This window comes from Kytococcus schroeteri, from assembly GCF_042433515.1.
Lineage (GTDB): Bacteria > Actinomycetota > Actinomycetes > Actinomycetales > Dermatophilaceae > Kytococcus > Kytococcus schroeteri.
Genome location: NZ_JBHLVH010000012.1, coordinates 1 through 18242, shown reverse-complemented (window position 1 = coordinate 18242; position 18242 = coordinate 1). Strand labels below are relative to the sequence as shown.

Genomic DNA, 18242 nt, shown 5'->3' with positions numbered 1-18242 from the left:
GTCAGACACCGGTGGGCTCAGGCGCCTCCCCATGGAAGATCCGGAAGTTGTCGATGTTCCGCTTCCGGATCATGCACTTCATCGCCCGGGTCGACCCATCAGGCTGACAGCCCTGGTGGAACTCCCCGAGGACGACGTTGAGGTTGGCCTCGTTGAGTTCGAGCACGTGCATGCGCTGGAACCGGACTGCCTCCTTGAAGCGACCGGCGTAGGACAACTTGTCGTATCCCTTCGGCGCCACCTTGCCCACTGAACGCTTCCACTCGTTCCACTCGATCGTGGCGAGATTCTGACGGTTTTTGGCGTGCCACGTCTCGTGCTCGTACAGCACGTACCAGAACCGTCCGTACTCCTGAATGCATCGCAGGAGATCTGCCATGTCATTGCCCGGCGCCTCCCTGGACGTGATGTTGGAGGCCTTGAGGTCCCCGTAGAAGTCGATCTGGTCTGAGGCTGGGAACACCAGATCGAAATCGAACTCCCCCTTGGTCTTCATCTTCTGGAAAGCCACCCGGTGGGCAAGACCCGTCGCCCGGATGAACTGGTCGAATCGGTACTCGAGGTAGAATCCGGGCCACTCCCCTTGGAAGGTGTCGGGCCAACGGTCGGCATGCATCTCGCGAATGGCGTCCAGTGCTTCCATCCGGCGCCCCGTCAGCAACTCACCGTTGAACCGCTCGAAGACCTCGATCCGCGGGTCCTGCTCGTCTACACCGCCGGTGAGGTAGTCTAGGAAGAGGTCGGCACGCACGCTCGTCAGCCGGTTTCCGTTGCTGTCCTCCCGCGTGAAGACGCCCTCGGTCTGCGCCTGAAAGAGGTCGTTGGTGGCAAGGTGCGCCGCGGAGTTGTTGGCAGCCCGCAGCAGGTATTTCTCAGGCTCGAAGTCCACGAAGACGGTGACGTCCCCGTAGTTGTAGATGCCCACGAACCTCACCGTCAGCCCCTCCGAGGCCGCCTGGGCAGCAACGTCCAGCCACCGCGGAGGGATCTGGATGCGCTTCTTGAACTCCGGCCACGGCCGCCCGAGGTGCGTGATCTGCTTCTTGAGCAGGACCTGGTCGCGGAATCGCACGACCCGGTCCCCCGCGTACACCGCGGCTTCGGCGCCGGGGAGCGCGTCGAGCAGGAGCCGGTTTTTCGCACTCTCGGACAGGGTGGTGTCCGGCGCGAGCACCCGCTCACCGCTGGGGAGGATCTGATCTACCGGAATCGAACCCATAGGGATTGTCTACCTCACGTGTCCGACAAGCTCCCCAGGGTCGGCCTGCACTTGGGATGGTATGGCCCCCACCCGCAGCATGCGCCTACGCTCACCCCATGCACGGGCTAGCAGGCGAAGGACTCCGACATGTCGCGCAGGAGCGCCTGCAGTGGAGCCAGGGGATCGAGGGACAGATCATCGACACCGACATCGATGGCCTCCTCACCGCGGCACTCTGCCACGAGACGTGGGGGTGGCCAGTTGTCGGTTTTTACGACACGCACACTCTGTGGCTGTCCGCTGACATCGAGACGCCATTGGATCTCTCGGCCATCGCCTGGGTCGACCTCGACATGACGTGGCCGGGAACGCTCAGCATCAGCAACCACGTCATCCCCCACGCTCCGGCCCAGGGCGACATCCCCACGCTCGCCACCAGCGTGAACCCCAGCGTTCTCCGAGGCATCACGACCGACGGCTCCTACTACTCCAAGTACCCGTTCGGGACTTTCCAATGGCTGTGGTGGGTGCTCGACAAGCCCGTCGCGGACGCTCGGCTCGACACCGAGATCGGTCAGGGTCTGGCGTGGATGCCCGACGGCGGATTCGAGTCGATGCTCAAGTACGACGAGAACCTGCGCGCATGGGGGTCCTCCGTGCTCCCCGGCAGTTTGTTGTCCTCCCTCTTGGAGTCGGAGGAGAGCAGGGAAGCCGTCTCGCACCACGCAGAGGATGCCGTGAAGGAAGCCCGGCGCCATCTGAGCCACAGCCACGATCGCGGGCACTGGTCGAAATCCCACCAGTGGGGAACGCGCTTACCGGTGAACGTCCGAGAGTCCCCCATCGAGAAGGAGTACATGCTCCGTGCCATGCAAGGGATTCTGGATCGCATCTGCAACTTCTACGACTGGCAGCGTCTGGCCCTCCCCGACCGGTACCGGGACTACTACGGTCAGCACCATCGGCAGACAATCCCCGAGGAAAGCCGAGCCGGCCGCAGGGGCTGGTGCCCGCCGGGCTGGCCGATCTCAAGCCATCGCAACATCGTCTCCACCGCAGCGACCGGCAGGTGGGCCGGATCCTGGACAATGGGGTACCGCTCCGACGAGCCCCACTACAAGGACTTGGTCTACGCACTGCAGGGGTAGACCAGGGTGCATGGAGAGGCACACATGACGGGTCACCTGGGGACGACCGGCGGACCCGCATCGCCTGCAAGTGATGCTGGGGCCCACTCAACTGCGGCCCGGCGTACGCCCAGTCACACCCATGGTTCTCGTCAGGGGTGACGTCCCCACGGACGAGTTCGACCAACTCGGCCCACTTGTGGCCGGTGAAGTCACGCCCTTCGGGCTCAGACGTCGTCCGTGTACAGCCCGTGCTCGCGGGACAGCCTTGCCACCTCGTCCAGCGACTTACGCGTCGCGCCGTGCTGCTGCCGCTCCTCGAGGGCGTTGAGCACCTGCCGGGCCACGACGGAGAGCAACAGGTACATCTGGATCAGCGCCGGGCCGCTGAGGACGTTCTCGACCGCGACCGACGAGGCGAACCCACCCCCACCGTCGGCGGAGGAGCAGGACAACTGGGCCCACGGCATCACCGAGAAGAGGACCGCCCCCAGGGCGGCAACCGACATGAGTCCAGCAAGGAGCCACACCCGCCGGAAGGTAAGCCACACAGTGACGCCCAGCAGGATGCGCCATCGGCGCCGCCCTTGAGGGGGGCCGATGACGCTGCGCCCCGCCGCCTCACACCTCCAGTGCGCGCACCACCGGCACCCCCATGCGGTACGGGATGTGCAGCCAGCTCGGCCCGTCGATGCGCGCCAGGTCGGCCTGCATGCCCACGCGCACGGCGCCCACGTCCTCGCGGCGCAGCGAGAGCGCCCCGCCCACGGTGGCTGCCTGCAGTGCCTCGGCCGGAGTCATGCCCATCTCGCGCACCGCCATGGCGATCATGAACGGCATCGAGGACGAGTAGCACGTGCCCGGGTTGCAGTCGCTGGCCAGCGCCACCTTCGCCCCGGCGTCGATGAGGCGCCGCGCGTCGATGTACGGGTGCTTGGTGCTGAACTCCACACCCGGAAGCAGCCCCGCCACGGTGCCGTCCGCGCCATCGGCCCAGGACCCGGCCAGGGCCTCCACGTCGGCGTCGGAGAGGTACGTGCAGTGGTCCACCGCGGCCGCACCGAACTCCACCGCCAGCTGCGCACCAGGCCCCTCGCCCAGCTGGTTGCCGTGCAGGCGCAGGCCCAGCCCCGCATCGCGGCCGGCCTCCAGCACGCGGCGCGACTCCTCCCCGGTGAACGAGTACGGGCTGTTGGGCTCGCAGAACACGTCCACCCAGCGCACGTGCGGCGTCACCTCGCGCAGCATCTCGCCGCACACCAGGTCCAGGTAGTCCTCGCGCGAACCGGCCTCGCCGTCGCGGTACTCCGGCGGCACCACGTGGGCGCCCAGGAAGGTCACCTCGTCGGTCACCTCGCGCAGGCGGCGCGCGGCCTCGGCCTCGGTCGCCACGTCGAGCCCGTAGCCGGTCTTGACCTCCACCGTGGTGGTGCCCTGCGCGCGCATCTCCGCCAGGCGGCGGCGCACCAGCTCGGCCACGTCCGCCGGGCGCGCGGCCCGCGTGGCCTCGATGGTGGTGGCGATGCCGCCACCGTCGTAGGCCTGGCCGGCCATGCGGGCGGCGAACTCCGCCGAGCGGTCGCCGGCGAACCACAGGTGGGAGTGGGAGTCCACGAACCCGGGGATGACAGCACTGCCCTCCACGGACACCGCCCAGTCGGCCTGGGGCGCGTCCGCGGCGCGCCCCACCCACTGGATGGTGGACGGCTCGCCCTCGGCATCCGAGCCGACCACCACGGCGGCGTCGCGGATGACGCCGAGCCCGGCGTGCATCGCGTCCGCCCCGGTGGCCCGGCCCAGCGCGTCCAGGCTGTCCGGGTGGGTGGGGTCGTTGGTGACCAGTTCAGCGATGTCGGTGATGAGCATGCCCATGCCCGGCATCGTCTCAGGCGCGGGACACCTGCTCGCCACCGCCCGCGGCCTCCGTGTGGCGGTCACCGGTGCGCCCGGCCTCGACGCGGCGCTGACGCTCCCGCTGGCCGTGGGTGATGCTGCGCACGTCCGTGCTGGAGTCGAAGGACGAGCCCAGCGCACCGGCAATCACCCCCGTGACCACGAGCCGCCACCACGAGAGCGCGTCGGACATCTGCCAGATGGAGCTGTAGAAGATGCCGAAGGCCCCGGTGGCCGCCGCGGCCGCCAGGACGCTGGAGAGCTGCGGGCGGTGCGCCACGGCACCTTCATGGCCACCACGCTCTCCACGATCGCGGTGGTGAGGTGCCGCCGCAGACCGACCAGCCCCAGCGACGGCAGGGACACCACCGACACGTCCGGCTCGGCGAACACGTCGGCCACCACCGGGGTGCCCTCGGCGTGGCGCGGCATCTCGGTGACCAGCACGACGGCGTCCACCCGGGTGTGCTCCCGTGCGATGTCCTCGGCGGCCTCGACGCCCAGGGTGTTGTCCTACGACACCTGGATGAACGACCGCTCCACCGCGAGGAATCCACGGTGCTCCGAGCTATGGGCCATGCCACGCCGCCAGCCCGCCGGTCTCAGGCGGGCACGGGGCTGTGCTCCGCCCACGCCTGGGCGGCCACCACCTCCGGGGTGACGCCCCGCAGCCCGGACTCGGCCAGCACCTGCAGGGAGCGCGAGCTGATGGTGCGCATGACGTACTGGTCCACCGCGGCCTGGTCGAGGGAGTCGTAGAGCTCACGGTCGCGCCACTCCAGCGCGTCGCACAGCACGGCCCCGGAGTTGGCCACGTAGTCCGGCAGGTAGTGGATGCCGCGCTCCTCGGCGGTGCGCTGCGCCTCCGGGGTGGCGAACGGCGCGTTGGCGGAGGCCACGACCCAGCGCGGGTTCATGGTGGCCGCCACCTCCTCGGTGACGATGCCGGACAGCGAGCAGAGCACCACCACGTCGTAGCCCCCGGTGAACAGCTCGTCGGAGTCCACAGCGCGCACGCCCAGGGCCTCGGCGGCCTCGGGGCGCACGTCGAAGCCGGCCACGTCGTAGCCCGCGTTGCGCGCCAGCCGGGCCACCTGGCCGCCCACCTTGCCCAGGCCGTGCACCGCGATGCGGGGGCGCTCGCCCGGCAGCAGGGTGCTGGTCAAGGCGGCGAAGACACCGCTGCCGGTGGCCGTCGAGGTGCACACCGCGGGGTTGGTCAGCGAGTCCAGCACCGCCGGGCAGCGGGCAGCCACCTCACGCATGTCGGCACTCGTGGTGTTGAGGTCGCAGCCGGTGTACAGGGCACCGTCGTGCTGGCGCAGCACCTCGGCCAGGGCGTCGTGCACCAGGCTGCGGTCGGCCAGGTCCAGCGGGCCGTCGATGACGAGCTTGGTGCCGCAGAAGCCGGTCTCGTAGAGGGAGTGCTTGCGCGTCATGCACTGGGCCAGCACGAGCGCCTCGGCGGCCGCCGCCTCGGTGGAGGGGTACTGCAGCCAGCGGGTGCCCCCGTTGCCCGGCAGCTGGGCTGAGGCGCGGGTCTCGTGCGCCACCGAGACGGTGTGCTGCTCGGTGAATCGGTAGGTGGACACGGTGTAGGCACCGTGCTCCTCGCGGCGCATCAGCTCGATCATCCCCAGCCCCTTTCCGGCCTCGCCGCGACCCACGCGGCCTGTGACCCCCACCACATCGATGGGGTCGGCACACCGTGGCACGGGAGACTGGGAGTGTCAATGGGTCAGGAAACCGGAGGATTTCCCTCCACACCCCGCATCGACCGGAAGATCTCCCCCAGACCGTCGAGCACCGCACGGACACTGGCCCGTTCGCGCTGGGCGTCGGTGGCCAGCGCCACCACGGTGCGGCGACCCGAGCGGGGCGCCGGGTGCACCTGGAGGTCGCGCGGGTGCACCCGCAGCATCAGGGGGGTCACGAGCGCCCGCCCCACCCCGGCCTCGGCGAGCGCCACCATGAGCGCGGTGTCGGTCACCACGTGCGCGGCACCGGTGTCCTCCCCCGCCCGCCGCAGCGCCGCCTGCACCGCCATGCCGAAGGTCTCGGTGACCGGCGGCACGATCCACGGGGCGTCGGCCACCAGGTCGGCGGCGCGCACCTCCACGAAGGGCTCGGTGAGCAGCTCGATGGCCACCACGCCGGGGGGCAGCGTGACCGGCACCAGCTCGTAGTGCACCGAGAGGGCCAGGTCCACGGTGCCGGCGCGCACCGCGTCCACCGCGCGCTCCACGTCGACCTCCTCGAAGACGACGTCCACCGGCGGCTCGGCCACGGCGGCGCGGCGCAGCACCTCGCGGCAGGAGACGGCGCCGGCGGTCTCGAAGATCCCCACCCGCACGGTGGCCCGCCCGGTACGCAGCTCGGCCAGGGCGCGGCGGGCGGCGCGGTCCTCCTCGAGCACCCGGCGCGCCAGCGGCAGGAACCCGTGGCCTGCGTCGGAGAGCACCACGCCCCGCCCCGAGCGCAGGAAGAGCTCCCCGCCCACGGCCCGGGAGAGGGCCGCCATCTGCTGGGAGACCGCCCCGGGGGTGTAGCCCAGGCGCTCGGCGGCGGCGTGCATCGAGCCACCCTCGGCCACGGCGCGGAAGGTCTCCAACTGGGTCAGGGTCCAGGCCACGGGGCGCCTCCTCCCGGTCCGGCCGGGCGGCCGCGACTCATCAGATGGGGTGAACGATTCAGGTGAGGACTTGTCGCTTGTGCTGATGATATGACCCACATCACGGTGTGCCTGACCGATCCCGTCCCCAGGAGGCACCCCGTGACCGTGGCCCAGCACGAGCTCCGCGCCCGCTTCGCCGCCCGTATGTCCCGCATGTACGGCCAGGAGGTGCCCGCCTACACCACGTTGGTGGAGGTCTCCGAGGGCGTGAACCGCGACCACATCGCGCAGTTGGGGGCCGAGGCCGAGCGCCTGGGCAGCATCGAGCGCGTCACGGCCGAGCGCCACGGCGCCATCCGCGTGGGCACGCCCGAGGAGCTGGGCCACGTGGCCCGGGTCTTCGCCGCGTTCGGCATGCACCCGGTGGGCTTCTACGACCTGCGCGACTCCGCCTCGGCCGTGCCGGTGGTGAGCACCGCCTTCCGCCCCGTGGACCGCGACGAGCTGGCCCGCAACCCCTTCCGCGTCTTCACCTCGATGCTGGTGACCACCGATCCGCGCTTCTTCGACGAGTCCCTGCAGCAGGAGCTGGCCGACTTCCTGGCCCGGCGCCGCCTGTTCGACGACGAGCTGCTGGCCCTGGCCGACCGCGCCGCCGCGCAGGGCGGCCTGCCCGAGGACGAGGCCGACGAGCTGGTGGAGCGCGCCACCGCCGTGTTCGAGCTCTCCGAGGAGCCCGTCGACGAGGAGTGGTACCGCCGGCTGGAGCAGATCTCCTCGGTGGCCGCAGACATCGGCGGCGTGCCCACCACGCACATCAACCACCTCACCCCGCGCGTGCTCGACATCGAGGCCCTCTACGAGCGGATGGAGGCGCGCGGCATCGAGATGATCGACCAGATCCAGGGCCCGCCCTCGTGGGACGGCCCGGACGTGCTGCTGCGCCAGACCTCCTTCCGCGCCCTGGACGAGGAGCGCCGCTTCCTCAAGGCCGACGGCACGGTGGGCCCCGGCACGCTGCGGGTGCGCTTCGGCGAGGTGGAGCAGCGCGGTGTGGCCCTCACCCAGGCCGGTCGCGACCTCTACGACCGGATGCTGGCCGAGGCCGACGAGTTGCTGGCGACCGAGGGCGGCGAGCGCCCCGACGTGCTGCGCCGCGTGTGGGCCACGCACCTGCCCAACACCGAGATGGGTCTGGCCGAGGCCGAGCTGGCCTTCTTCACCTACGCCCTGGCCGAGGGTGTGGCCGAGCTGCCGCAGGGCCGGCGCGCCCACGAACTGGTGGCCAGCGGGCACCTCGTGGCCACCCCCGTGGTCTACGAGGACTTCCTGCCCCGCTCCGCGGCCGGCATCTTCCAGTCCAACCTCACCACCGCCGGCAGCAAGGACGAGGCGCAGCAGGGCGTCGCCTTCGACATGGCCCGCCTCTCGCAGATCTGCGGCGTGGAGATCCGCGACCCGTACGCGCTGTACGCCGCGGAGCAGCAGGCCTCCCTCGATGCCGTGGAGACCGCCACCGGCGTGGCCGTGCGCCCCTGAACCACCCGACCGAACGACCACCACCCCGACGGACCCCAGGAGGGAACCGCAATGACCCACCCCATCCACGAGAAGGTGCGCCAGGCCCTCGAGGCGTGCGGCGCCACCGTGCCGCAGGGCACCGACCTGCAGGCCCGCACCCCCATCACCGGCGAGGACCTCATGGGCCTGGCGGCCACCACCGAGGCGGAGCTGGACACCGCCATCAGCACCGCCGCGGAGGTGTTCACCACCTGGCGTGACACCCCTGCCCCGGTGCGCGGCGCCCTCGTGAAGCGCTGGGGCGAGCTGCTCACCGAGCACAAGGACGACCTGGCCGTGCTGGTGACCGCCGAGGCGGGCAAGATCCCGTCCGAGGCCGCCGGCGAGGTGCAGGAGATGATCGACATCTGCGACCTGGCCGTGGGCCTGTCGCGCCAGCTGTTCGGCCGCACCATGCCCTCCGAGCGCCCCGGCCACCGCATGATGGAGACCTGGCACCCCCTGGGCGTGGTGGGCGTCATCAGCGCCTTCAACTTCCCCGTGGCCGTCTACGCGTGGAACACCGCCATCGCCCTGGCGTGCGGCAACACCGTGGTGTGGAAGCCGTCCGAGGCCACGCTGCTCAGCGCCCTGGCCACCGACGCCCTGTTGGCCCGTGCGGTCAAGGACGTGGGCGCCCCCGAGGGCCTGCACCACGTGCTGCTGGGCGACCGCACCCTCGGCGAGAAGATGGTGGACGACACCCGCATCCCGCTGGTCTCGGCCACCGGCTCCACCCGCATGGGCGCCGAGGTGGGGCCGCGCGTGGCGGCGCGCTTCGGCCGGAGCCTGCTGGAGCTCGGCGGCAACAACGCCGCCATCGTGGCCCCCTCGGCCGACTTGGACCTGGCCCTGCGTGGCGTCGCCTTCGCCGCCGTGGGCACCGCCGGCCAGCGCTGCACCACCATGCGCCGCCTCATCGTCCACGAGGACGTGGCCGCGGACTTCACCGACCGCCTCGTGAAGGCCTACGGGACCCTGACGATCGGCGACCCGAGCACCGGCAAGGACCTGGTGGGCCCGCTGGTGAACAAGGCCTCCTACGACGCCATGCAGAAGGCCCTGGAGGACGCGCGGGCGCAGGGCGGCGAGGTGCTCTGCGGCGGCGGGCGCGTGCTGGCCGACGAGTTCCCGGACGCGTACTACGTGGAGCCGGCCATCGTGCGGATGCCCGCGCAGACCGAGGTCGTGAAGACCGAGACCTTCGCGCCGATCCTCTACGTGCTCACCTACCGCGAGCTCGACGAGGCCATCGCCCTGCAGAACGACGTGCCGCAGGGCCTCTCCTCGGCCATCTTCACCACCGACGTCCGCGAGGGCGAGCGCTTCGTGAGCGACGCCGGCTCGGACTGCGGCATCGCCAACGTGAACATCGGCACCTCCGGGGCGGAGATCGGCGGCGCCTTCGGCGGCGAGAAGCACACCGGCGGCGGCCGCGAGTCCGGCTCCGACGCGTGGCGCGCCTACATGCGGCGGGCAACCAACACCGTCAACTACTCCGACGAGCTGCCGCTGGCGCAGGGCGTCGAGTTCCTCTGAGGAGGCAGCCGTGTTCGAGCTCGTCGACGAGTGGGGACCGGAGAAGGTCGTCACCGTGAGCCACCCGCGCAGCGGGATGCAGGGGGTGCTCGTCATCGACAACACCTCCCGCGGCCCCGGCAAGGGCGGCACCCGCATGAGCCCCGACCTCACCGTGGCCGAGGTGGCCCGCCTGGCCCGCGTGATGACGTGGAAGTGGGCGGCCGTCGACCTCTTCCAGGGCGGGGCCAAGGCCGGCATCCGCTTCGACCCGGCCTCCCCCCGCAAGGAGGAGGCGCTGCGGGCGTTCGCGCGGATGCTGCGCAACGAGGTGCCGGCGGAGTACGTCTTCGGGCTGGACATGGGGCTCGACGAGACGGACGCGGCCATCCTCTGCGACGAGCTCGGTGACCGGGGTGCCGCCACCGGCACCCCGGCCGCCCTCGGCGGCGTGGCCTACGACGCCCTGGGCATCACCGGCCACGGGGTCGCCGAGGCGGTCGACGCCGCCGCGGCGCACACGGACCTGGACGACCGGCGCGTGGTGATCCAGGGCTTCGGCGCCGTCGGGCACGCCACCGCCCGGCGCCTGGTGGAGCTCGGGTACACCGTGGTGGCCGTCTCCACCGCGACCGGGGCCGTGCACGACCCCGACGGCCTGGACGTCGAGGAGCTGCTGGCCCTGCGCGCCGAGCACGGCGACGCCCTGGTGGACCACGCCGGCGGGCAGCGGCTCGACGCCGGGCAGGAGCTGCACCTGGACGCCGGCGTGCTGGTGCCGGCTGCGCGGCAGGGCGTCATCGACGCCGGCAACGCCGACGGCATCCGCGCCCGCCTGGTGGTGGAGGGGGCCAACCTGCCCACCGACGCCGCTGCCCAGCAGGCCCTGGCCGACCGCGGCGTCACCGTGGTGCCGGACTTCATCGCCAACGCCGGCGGCATCATCGCCGCGGCCTTCGGCATGCGCGACCGCTACTCCCCCTTCGGCGTGGACACCACGCAGATCGTGCCCACGGTCACCGAGCGGATGCGCACCAACACCACCACCGTGCTGCAGGCCGCCGCCGAGTCCGGGACCATCCCGCACGCGGCAGCCGGCCAGCTGGCCCGCGACCGGGTCCGCGAGGCGATGCGCCTGCGCGGGCAGCTGCCGTGCTGACCGCCGCGGAGAAGTCCGGCGTGGACGCCTGGATGGAGTCCTGGTTCGGCCCGGTGGTCGAGTGGCTGAGCTCGGTGGTCTTCGCCACCTTCCCGCTGGCCGACACCGAGATGCCCTACCTCGTCGTCTGGCTGCTGCTGGGCGGACTGGTGATGACGGCCCTCATCGGCCCCCAGTTCGCCTACGGCTACCGGCAGCTGCGCGGCATCGTGCAGGGGCGCCACAACCGGCGCACCGACCCCGGCGAGATCACCAGCTACCAGGCCATGGCCACCGAGCTCTCCGGCACCGTCGGCCTGGGCAACGTGGCCGGCGTGGCCGTGGCCATCACCATCGGCGGACCCGGCGCCACGCTGTGGATCATCCTGGCCGGCCTGCTGGGCATGTCGCTCAAGGCCGCCGAGGCCACGCTGGGCGCGAAGTACCGCCGCGTCAACGACGACGGCACCGTCTCCGGCGGCCCCATGTACTACCTGCGGTACGGCCTGGCCGAGAAGGGCCTGGCCCCGCTCGGTGTGGTGCTCGCGGGGATGTACGCCGTCTCCATGGCGATCGGCGCCCTGGGAGCCGGCAACATCTTCCAGGCCAACCAGGTGGCGGTGCAGCTGGCGGGCGTCACCGGCGGCGATGAGAGCTACCTGGCCGACAAGGGCTGGCTCGTGGGCGTGGTGCTGGCCGTGCTGGCCGGCGCCGTGATCCTGGGCGGCATCACCAGCATCGCGCGGTGGACCAGCCGCCTCACGCCGATCATGGCCGTCAGCTACGTGCTGTGCGTGCTCGTGGTGCTGGCGACCAACATCGGCCACCTGCCGCACGCCGTCTCGGAGATCCTCTCCGGGGCGTTCACCGGCAAGGGCGTCGAGGGCGGCGTCGTCGGCGTGGCCATCGTGGGCATCCAGCGTGCGCTGTTCTCCAACGCCGCCGGTGTGGGCTCGGCCGGCATCGCGCACTCCACCGTGCGCACCCGCCGCCCCGCCCAGGAGGGCATCGTCGCCTCCTTGGAGCCGTTCATCGACTCCGTGGTGATCTGCACGATGACCGCGCTGGCCATCGTCGTCACCGGACTGCACACCTCGTCCGAGGCCGACGGCGTGGCCCTGACCTCCGAGGCGTTCGCCACCGTCCACGCCGTGTTCCCGTGGCTGCTCACCGTGATCGTCCTGCTGCTCGCGTTCTCGACGGTCCTCAGCTACTCGTACTACGGCAAGAAGGCCGCCGGGTACCTCTTCGGCAACAGCCGGGCCGTGGAGCTCGCCTACGACGTGCTGTGGATCCTCATGATCGTCGTCGGTGCGGCGGTCTCGCTGGACACGGTCGTCGGCTTCTCGGACTCCATGTTCTTCCTCATGACCCTGCCCAACCTCATCGGCCTCTACCTGCTCTCCGGCGTCCTGCGCCGGGAGATGACCGACCACACCCGGGCCCTGGCGCGCGGCGAGTTGGAGGAGGTCCCGGAGGCCGAGCGCAGCGTCCCCGACCACGTCGCCGGCGCCTGACCGGCACGAACCGCAAGGAGTACCCATGTCGGACAAGACCTTCCCCACCCGCGCCGAGGTCGTCGTCATCGGCGGCGGCGTCATGGGCCTGTCCACCGCCTACCACCTGGCCAAGGGCGGCACCACGGACGTGGTGGTGCTCGAGAAGGACGAGCTGGGCTCCGGCTCCACCTGCAAGGCCGCCGGTGGCGTACGCGCGCAGTTCAGCGATGCCGTGAACGTGGAGCTGGGCATGCGCAGCCTGGAGGTGTTCCGGAACTTCCCCGAGCTGTTCGACCAGGAGATCGACTACCACGAGAGCGGCTACCTGTTCCTGCTCGAGCGCGAGGAGGACCTGCACACCTTCGAGCGCAACGTGGAGCTGCAGAACTCCCTGGGCCTGGCGAGCCGGATCATCGGGGTGGAGGAGGCGGCAGCGATGTCGCCGCTGGCCTCCACCGAGGGGCTCCTCGCGGGCGTCTGGTCGCCGGAGGCCGGGCACTGCACGCCGGAGTCCGTGGTGCAGGGCTACGCCCGGGCCGCCCGCGCGCTGGGTGTGCGCATCATCCGCCAGTGCGAGGTGACCGACGTGGTGCGCGACGGCGACACCCTCACCGGGGTGGTGACCAGCCAGGGCGACATCGCCACCGACACGGTGGTCTGCTGCGCCGGTGCGTGGTCGCGGAGGCTGGGCGAGATGGTGGGCGTGGACCTGCCCGTGGACCCGGTGCGCCGCGAGCTGCTGGTGACCGAGCCCATCGCGGACCTGCCCGACCGGGTGCCCTTCACCATCGACTTCTCCAGCACCCTGTACTTCCACCGCGAGGGCCCGGGGCTGCTGGTGGGCATGTCCAACCAGGACGAGGAGCCGGGCTGGTCGCTGGAGCACACCGACGCGTGGCTGGAGCAGGTCATCGAGGTGGCCGAGCGCCGCGTGCCGCTGCTGGAGGAGGTGGGCATGGCCTCCCGCTGGGCCGGCTACTACGAGGTGACACCGGACCACAACGCGCTCATCGGCGAGGCCGAGGGCGTCTCGCGGTTCCTGTACGCCACCGGGTTCTCCGGCCACGGGTTCCTGCAGGGCCCGGCGGTGGGCCAGGTGATGGCGGAGATGTACCGCGGCGACGCGCTCTCGGTGGACGTGTCGGGCATGAGCACCGAGCGCTTCGCCGGGGCCGGGCTGCGGCGGGAGTTCAACATCGTCTGACGCCCCGGTGGCCGAGAACCGCACCGGTGCCGTTCTCGACCGCCACCCCCACCCAGGTCCGCACCGGTGCTGAACTCGACTGTCGAGTTCAGCACCGGTGCGGTTCTCGATGCGGTGTCAGGCCCAACTCAGCACCGGTGCGGTTCTCGGCCTGCCCACGCCCGGCGGACGCCCCGCCGGCGCACAAAGGTCCGGCTGCGGTCCAGAGGTACACCCCATAGGGCGGATCTACGGACCACAGCCGGACCTCTGCGCGCGCAGGTCCGGCCGACCGGCCCGTCAGAGCTCCACGGCCGTGCCCACCCCGGCCTCCCGGGCCCGGCGCAGCACCTCCTCGGCCACAGTGGCGTCCTGCGCGGCCACGCCCACGGAGTTGTAGAACACCACGTCGCCCTCGCGGGCCCGGCCCGGGTGCGCCCCACAGACCACCCGGCCCAGCGGCACCAGGTCCGCGGCGTCCACGGCACCGGCGTCCACCGCATCGATGATGCTCCCCGCCTGCGCGCACGCGGTGTCCACGTCGTCCACCACCACCAGGTCGGCCCGGCCCACGAGATCGGGGGCCACCTCGCTGCGGTCCGGGGCGAACGACCCCACGGACACCACCAGCGCCCCCGGCCGCACCGGCCCGGCGTCGAGCAGCGGCGTGGTGCTGGTGGTGCACAGCGCCACCACGTCCGACTCCGGCGCCACGGCCGCCAGGTCCGTGGAGGCCTCCGCGGCCAGGCCCAGCTCGTCGCGGGCGCGGGCAGCCAGTTCCTCGGCCGCCTCGGCCCGGCGCCCCACCACGTGCACCGTGGTGAAGGACCGCACGCGCGTCAGCGCCCGCAGGTGCGCCCAGGCCTGCACACCGGTCCCCACCACCGTGAGCACGGCGGCGTCGCGGCGCGCCAGCAGGTCGGTGGCCACGGCGGACCCGGCCGCTGTGCGCGGGGTGGTGAGCGCCGGCCCGTCGAGCAGCGCGATGGGACGGCCGATCGCCCCGTCGAGCACCAACACGGCGCCCTGCACCGGGTCGAGCCCCTGCTGCGGGTTGCCCGGGTGGAAGCCGATCACCTTCACCACGCCGGGCGCCTCCTGCGCGCTGCGGGCGGTGTAGGTCAGCAGCGAGGCGCCGTCGGCCCCGGGCACGGACACCTTGGGCGCCATGCACGCCTCCCCCGTGCCCAGCCGCTCGAAGGCGCGCATCTGCGAGGCGTGCACCCCCTCCAGGTCCAGCAGGTCCTCGATCTCGCGGGCGCTCAGCACCAGCATCTCGTGGCTCATCGTTCCTCCTCGTCGATGGGGTGGGGACGGTCGTCGGGCGCGCCCCGCCCCTCGATGCGGGGCGCCTCGCTCAGGTGCTCGGCGAGCAGCTCGGCCAGGTGCCGGCCCTGCGCGCCACCCAGGTCGTCGGCCTGCAGGCGGCACGAGAAGCCGTCGGTGAGCACCACGTCGTGCCCGCCGCGCCGCAGCGCCGGCAGCAGGTGCTGCTCGGCCACGGCCACCGACACCTCGTAGTGCCCTGCCTCCACGCCGAAGTTTCCGGCCAGCCCGCAGCACCCGGCCAGCGCCTCCACCTGGGCGCCGGCCCCCTCCAGCAGTGCCCGGTCGGCCTCCCACCCCATGACGGCGTGGTGGTGGCAGTGCGGTTGGGCCAGCACGCGCAGCCCGTCCAGGCGGGGCGGTTCCCACCCGACCCGCGCGAGCACCTCGGCCAGCGTGAAGGTGCTGGCGGCCACCCGGCGGGCGGTGTCGTCGGCCAGCAGCTCGACGGCGTCCTTGCGCAGCACGCCGGTGCACGACGGCTCGATGCCGACCACCGGCACCCCGGCCTCCACGTACGGCAGCAGCTGGTCCACGGTGCGCCGCAGCAGCTGGCGGGCGGTGTCGAGCTGCCCGGTGGTGATCCAGGTCAGGCCGCAGCAGGTGCGCCGCGGCAGGAGCTCCACGGTGAGCCCGGCGGCCTCGAGCACGCGCACGGCGGCCGTGGCGGCCTGCGGGGTGAACGCGTTGCTGAAGGTGTCCACGAAGAGCACCACCCGCCCGCTCGATGCCGCGTCCGCCGTCACCGAACGCGCCGCCCGGGCACGGTTCCCCGCATCGGACCAGAAGGGACGCCGCGCGAAGGTGGGCAGCCCCCGCCGCGGGTCGATGCCGGCCACCCGCATCGCACCCGGAACCCGGCGGACCACCTGCATCGCTGCGTTGGCCACGCGGGGCATCCGGCTGGCGGCCACGGTCCACAGCGGCAGCCAGCCGAGCGAGTAGTGCGTCACCGGCCGCAGCCGGCGGCGGTAGGTCTGGTGCAGCACCTCGGACTTCAGCGTGGCCATGTCCACCCCGGTGGGGCAGTCCGACGAGCACCCCTTGCACGAGAGGCACAGGTCCAGCGCGTCGTGCACCGCTGGGGAGTCCACCGTGAGCTCACTGCTGCCGTTGACCACCTCCTGCAGCAGGCGCGCCCGCCCCCGGGTGGAGTGCTCCTCCTCGCGGGTGGCCAGCCAGGACGGACACATCACCGTCTGCGCGCCGTCGAGCACCCCGTCAGCGGTGCACTTGCCCACGCCCGTGCAGCGGTGCACGGCCGCGGAGAAGCTGCCGCCGTCCTCGGGGTAGGCGAACGCCGGGGTGGGCAGGTCGCAGGTGGCACCGGGCAGGCGCAGGTCGGCGTCGAGGGGCGCCGGGTCCACGAGCACCCCCGGGTTGAGCAGCCCGTCGGGGTCGCACGCGTGCTTCACCGCGCCGAAGAGCGCCAGCGCGCGTTCGGAGTACATGAGGGGCAGCAGCTCGCTGCGGGCGCGGCCGTCGCCGTGCTCACCGGAGCACGAGCCACCGAAGCCGGCCACGAGGCGCGCGGCGTCCTCGAGGAAGGCCCGGGACCGCGCCACACCACCCGGTGCGCCGAGCGGCAGGTCCAGGCGCACGTGCATGCACCCCTCACCGAAGTGCCCGTAGGGCGCCGCGGAGAGGTCGTACGCGGCAAGCAGGTCGTCGAACCCGCGGAGGTACTCCCCCAGCCGCTCCGGGGGCACGGCGGCGTCCTCCCAGCCCGCCCACGCAGGGCGTCCTGCCGGGGACCGCCCCGCCAGGCCCGCCCCGTCGGACCGGATGCGCCACAGCGCCGCCGCCTCGGTGGCTTTGGGCACGGCCCGCACGTCCACGGCCCCGGCATCGATGCGGGCGGTGGCCACGAGCGCGGTGGAGGCGGCCTCCAGCTCCCCGGCGGTCTCCGCTGCCACCTCGCAGAAGAGCCAGGCATCGCCGCGGGGCAGTTCCGGCACCGATGCCGGACCGCGCCGCTCCACGAGCACGTCCACGAGCCGGCGGTCCAGCCCCTCGCAGGCCGTGAGCCCCTGTGTCAGGAGCGTGGGGACGGCATCCGCAGCGGCGGGCATCGTGTCGAAGCCGATGACCACCAGGCGGGTGTGGGCCGGTGCCCTCACCAGGCGGACGGTGGCCTCCGTGAGGACGGCGAGCGTGCCCTCGGAGCCGACGAGGAAGCGCGCCAGGTCAACGCCCTTCTCCGGCAGCAGGTGCTCGAGGGCGTAACCGCTCGCCTGGCGCCCGAAGCGGGCGAACTCGGTGCGCACGGTGGCGAGGTCACTCGCTACCACCGACGCGAGCCGCTCCCGCAGGGCCGCGGTACCGGCGTCCACGGGCGACGTGTCCAGGGGGCTCCCGTCCGCCCAGACACCCCGGGCTCCCAGCACGTTGTCCGAGGTGCGTCCGTAGGCGAGGCTGCGGCTGCCGCACGCGTTGTTACCGATCATCCCCCCGATGGTGCAGCGCGTGGACGTCGACGGGTCAGGGCCGAACCGCAGGCCGTGCGGCCGCGCTGCGTCCTGCAGGCGGGCCTGGACCACACCGGGTTGCACGCGAGCCGTCCCGGCCTCGGGGTCGAGCTCGAGGACCTGTTGCATGTGCCGGCGGAAGTCGAGGACGATTCCCGGGCCGATGGCGTTGCCCGCAATGGACGTCCCTGCACCCCGAGCGGTGAGTGGCAGTCCCTCTGCCCGCGCGGTCTGGACCGCCAGGGTGACCTCGTCGGCGTGCCGGGGGAACACCACGGCCTGAGGCTCCACGCGGTAGAGCGAGGCGTCACTGGAGTGGGTGCCACGGATGGCTGCGTCGTCGCGGACGTCGGACAGGCCAACTGCCCTCAGGCGAGCCACCAGGCGGGACGAGGACACGACGGCCACAGAACCTCCAGAACACGGTGCGGACCGCCATGTCATCACACAAGTGTGACCCGCGCCACCCCTGGTGCGAACTGCCGGTCACGGCATCAGCGCCCCCCGCACCCACCCCCGCCTGGGCGTGCGATCCAGGCCCACCCATCCCCGGTGGACACGAACCCTCTCCCTTCCCCATGGGGACGCGCACGGCCCACCCCCAACACAACCCCCGGGAATGGTTTCAGCCCCGCCCAACAACAATTGGGCGGGGCTGAAACAAACGTTGAGTTCGGCGGTGTCCTACTCTCCCACACCGTTCCCAGTGCAGTAC

Annotated in this window: 14 protein-coding genes; 6 read left to right on the top strand and 8 right to left on the bottom strand. The window is 72.0% G+C overall.

Annotated features, from left to right (window positions below):
* Position 1 precedes the first annotated feature (1 nt).
* A complete protein-coding gene (locus ACFFHC_RS05280) occupies positions 2-1219 on the bottom strand; it encodes a hypothetical protein (protein WP_070703377.1) in 1218 nt (405 codons plus the stop codon).
* A 98-nt stretch (positions 1220-1317) separates the two neighbouring features.
* On the opposite strand from ACFFHC_RS05280, the gene ACFFHC_RS05275 reads away from it, so the two are divergent.
* On the top strand, positions 1318-2349 hold the full coding sequence (locus ACFFHC_RS05275; RefSeq protein ID WP_070703378.1) for a hypothetical protein: 1032 nt from the start codon (positions 1318-1320) through the stop codon (positions 2347-2349).
* Between the two features lie 206 nt (positions 2350-2555).
* On the opposite strand, the gene ACFFHC_RS05270 is transcribed toward ACFFHC_RS05275, so the two are convergent.
* The 5 genes from ACFFHC_RS05270 to ACFFHC_RS05250 all read right to left on the bottom strand — a co-directional run bounded on the left by ACFFHC_RS05270 (position 2556) and on the right by ACFFHC_RS05250 (position 6853).
* Positions 2556-2837 carry a hypothetical protein gene (locus ACFFHC_RS05270; protein WP_070703379.1) on the bottom strand — a complete coding sequence of 94 codons (282 nt, stop codon included), beginning with the start codon at positions 2835-2837 and terminating at the stop codon, positions 2556-2558.
* Between the two features lie 112 nt (positions 2838-2949).
* A complete protein-coding gene (gene hutI, locus ACFFHC_RS05265; protein WP_070703386.1) occupies positions 2950-4200 on the bottom strand; it encodes an imidazolonepropionase in 1251 nt (416 codons plus the stop codon).
* A 13-nt stretch (positions 4201-4213) separates the two neighbouring features.
* A complete protein-coding gene (locus ACFFHC_RS05260; protein WP_181443134.1) occupies positions 4214-4501 on the bottom strand; it encodes a hypothetical protein in 288 nt (95 codons plus the stop codon).
* Positions 4502-4823: 322 nt separating this feature from the next.
* Positions 4824-5855 (bottom strand): NAD(P)-binding domain-containing protein, encoded by a 1032-nt coding sequence (locus ACFFHC_RS05255; protein ID WP_141494580.1) that lies wholly within the window; start codon positions 5853-5855, stop codon positions 4824-4826.
* Between the two features lie 104 nt (positions 5856-5959).
* Positions 5960-6853 carry a LysR family transcriptional regulator gene (locus tag ACFFHC_RS05250; protein WP_379803586.1) on the bottom strand — a complete coding sequence of 298 codons (894 nt, stop codon included), beginning with the start codon at positions 6851-6853 and terminating at the stop codon, positions 5960-5962.
* A gap of 141 nt (positions 6854-6994) precedes the next feature.
* On the opposite strand from ACFFHC_RS05250, the gene hglS reads away from it, so the two are divergent.
* Genes hglS through ACFFHC_RS05225 form a run of 5 tightly spaced genes read left to right on the top strand, consistent with a single transcriptional unit; the run spans position 6995 to position 13754 of the window.
* Complete coding sequence (gene hglS, locus ACFFHC_RS05245; RefSeq protein WP_238138175.1) at positions 6995-8374, top strand: 2-oxoadipate dioxygenase/decarboxylase; 1380 nt, start codon at positions 6995-6997, stop codon at positions 8372-8374.
* Between the two features lie 51 nt (positions 8375-8425).
* Positions 8426-9934, top strand: a complete 1509-nt coding sequence (amaB, locus tag ACFFHC_RS05240; RefSeq protein ID WP_141494579.1) for an L-piperidine-6-carboxylate dehydrogenase — start codon at positions 8426-8428, stop codon at positions 9932-9934.
* Between the two features lie 10 nt (positions 9935-9944).
* Positions 9945-11072 carry a Glu/Leu/Phe/Val family dehydrogenase gene (locus ACFFHC_RS05235; protein ID WP_141494578.1) on the top strand — a complete coding sequence of 376 codons (1128 nt, stop codon included), beginning with the start codon at positions 9945-9947 and terminating at the stop codon, positions 11070-11072.
* The gene (locus ACFFHC_RS05230) at positions 11066-12568 is read left to right on the top strand and encodes an alanine/glycine:cation symporter family protein (protein WP_141494577.1); all 1503 of its coding nucleotides are present in this window, start codon (positions 11066-11068) and stop codon (positions 12566-12568) included. The genes ACFFHC_RS05235 and ACFFHC_RS05230 overlap by 7 nt, the downstream gene beginning before the upstream one ends.
* 25 nt (positions 12569-12593) lie before the next feature.
* A complete protein-coding gene (locus ACFFHC_RS05225; RefSeq protein WP_070703385.1) occupies positions 12594-13754 on the top strand; it encodes an NAD(P)/FAD-dependent oxidoreductase in 1161 nt (386 codons plus the stop codon).
* A 279-nt stretch (positions 13755-14033) separates the two neighbouring features.
* Here the strand turns inward: ACFFHC_RS05225 and ACFFHC_RS05220 are convergent, their stop codons facing one another.
* The gene (locus ACFFHC_RS05220; protein ID WP_083323599.1) at positions 14034-15020 is read right to left on the bottom strand and encodes an ornithine cyclodeaminase family protein; all 987 of its coding nucleotides are present in this window, start codon (positions 15018-15020) and stop codon (positions 14034-14036) included.
* Positions 15017-17935 carry an FAD-binding and (Fe-S)-binding domain-containing protein gene (locus ACFFHC_RS05215; protein ID WP_446685143.1) on the bottom strand — a complete coding sequence of 973 codons (2919 nt, stop codon included), beginning with the start codon at positions 17933-17935 and terminating at the stop codon, positions 15017-15019. The genes ACFFHC_RS05220 and ACFFHC_RS05215 overlap by 4 nt, the downstream gene beginning before the upstream one ends.
* Positions 17936-18242 lie beyond the last annotated feature (307 nt).

What these genes read in the sequence shown, in the direction of transcription:
- ACFFHC_RS05280 (WP_070703377.1), bottom strand. Translation starts at nt 1,219, where the DNA reads ATGGGTTCGATTCCGGTAGATCAGATCCTCCCCAGCGGTGAGCGGGTG.
- ACFFHC_RS05275 (WP_070703378.1), top strand. Translation starts at nt 1,318, where the DNA reads ATGCACGGGCTAGCAGGCGAAGGACTCCGACATGTCGCGCAGGAGCGC.
- ACFFHC_RS05270 (WP_070703379.1), bottom strand. Translation starts at nt 2,837, where the DNA reads ATGTCGGTTGCCGCCCTGGGGGCGGTCCTCTTCTCGGTGATGCCGTGG.
- hutI (WP_070703386.1), bottom strand. Translation starts at nt 4,200, where the DNA reads ATGGGCATGCTCATCACCGACATCGCTGAACTGGTCACCAACGACCCC.
- ACFFHC_RS05255 (WP_141494580.1), bottom strand. Translation starts at nt 5,855, where the DNA reads ATGATCGAGCTGATGCGCCGCGAGGAGCACGGTGCCTACACCGTGTCC.
- amaB (WP_141494579.1), top strand. Translation starts at nt 8,426, where the DNA reads ATGACCCACCCCATCCACGAGAAGGTGCGCCAGGCCCTCGAGGCGTGC.
- ACFFHC_RS05225 (WP_070703385.1), top strand. Translation starts at nt 12,594, where the DNA reads ATGTCGGACAAGACCTTCCCCACCCGCGCCGAGGTCGTCGTCATCGGC.
- ACFFHC_RS05220 (WP_083323599.1), bottom strand. Translation starts at nt 15,020, where the DNA reads ATGAGCCACGAGATGCTGGTGCTGAGCGCCCGCGAGATCGAGGACCTG.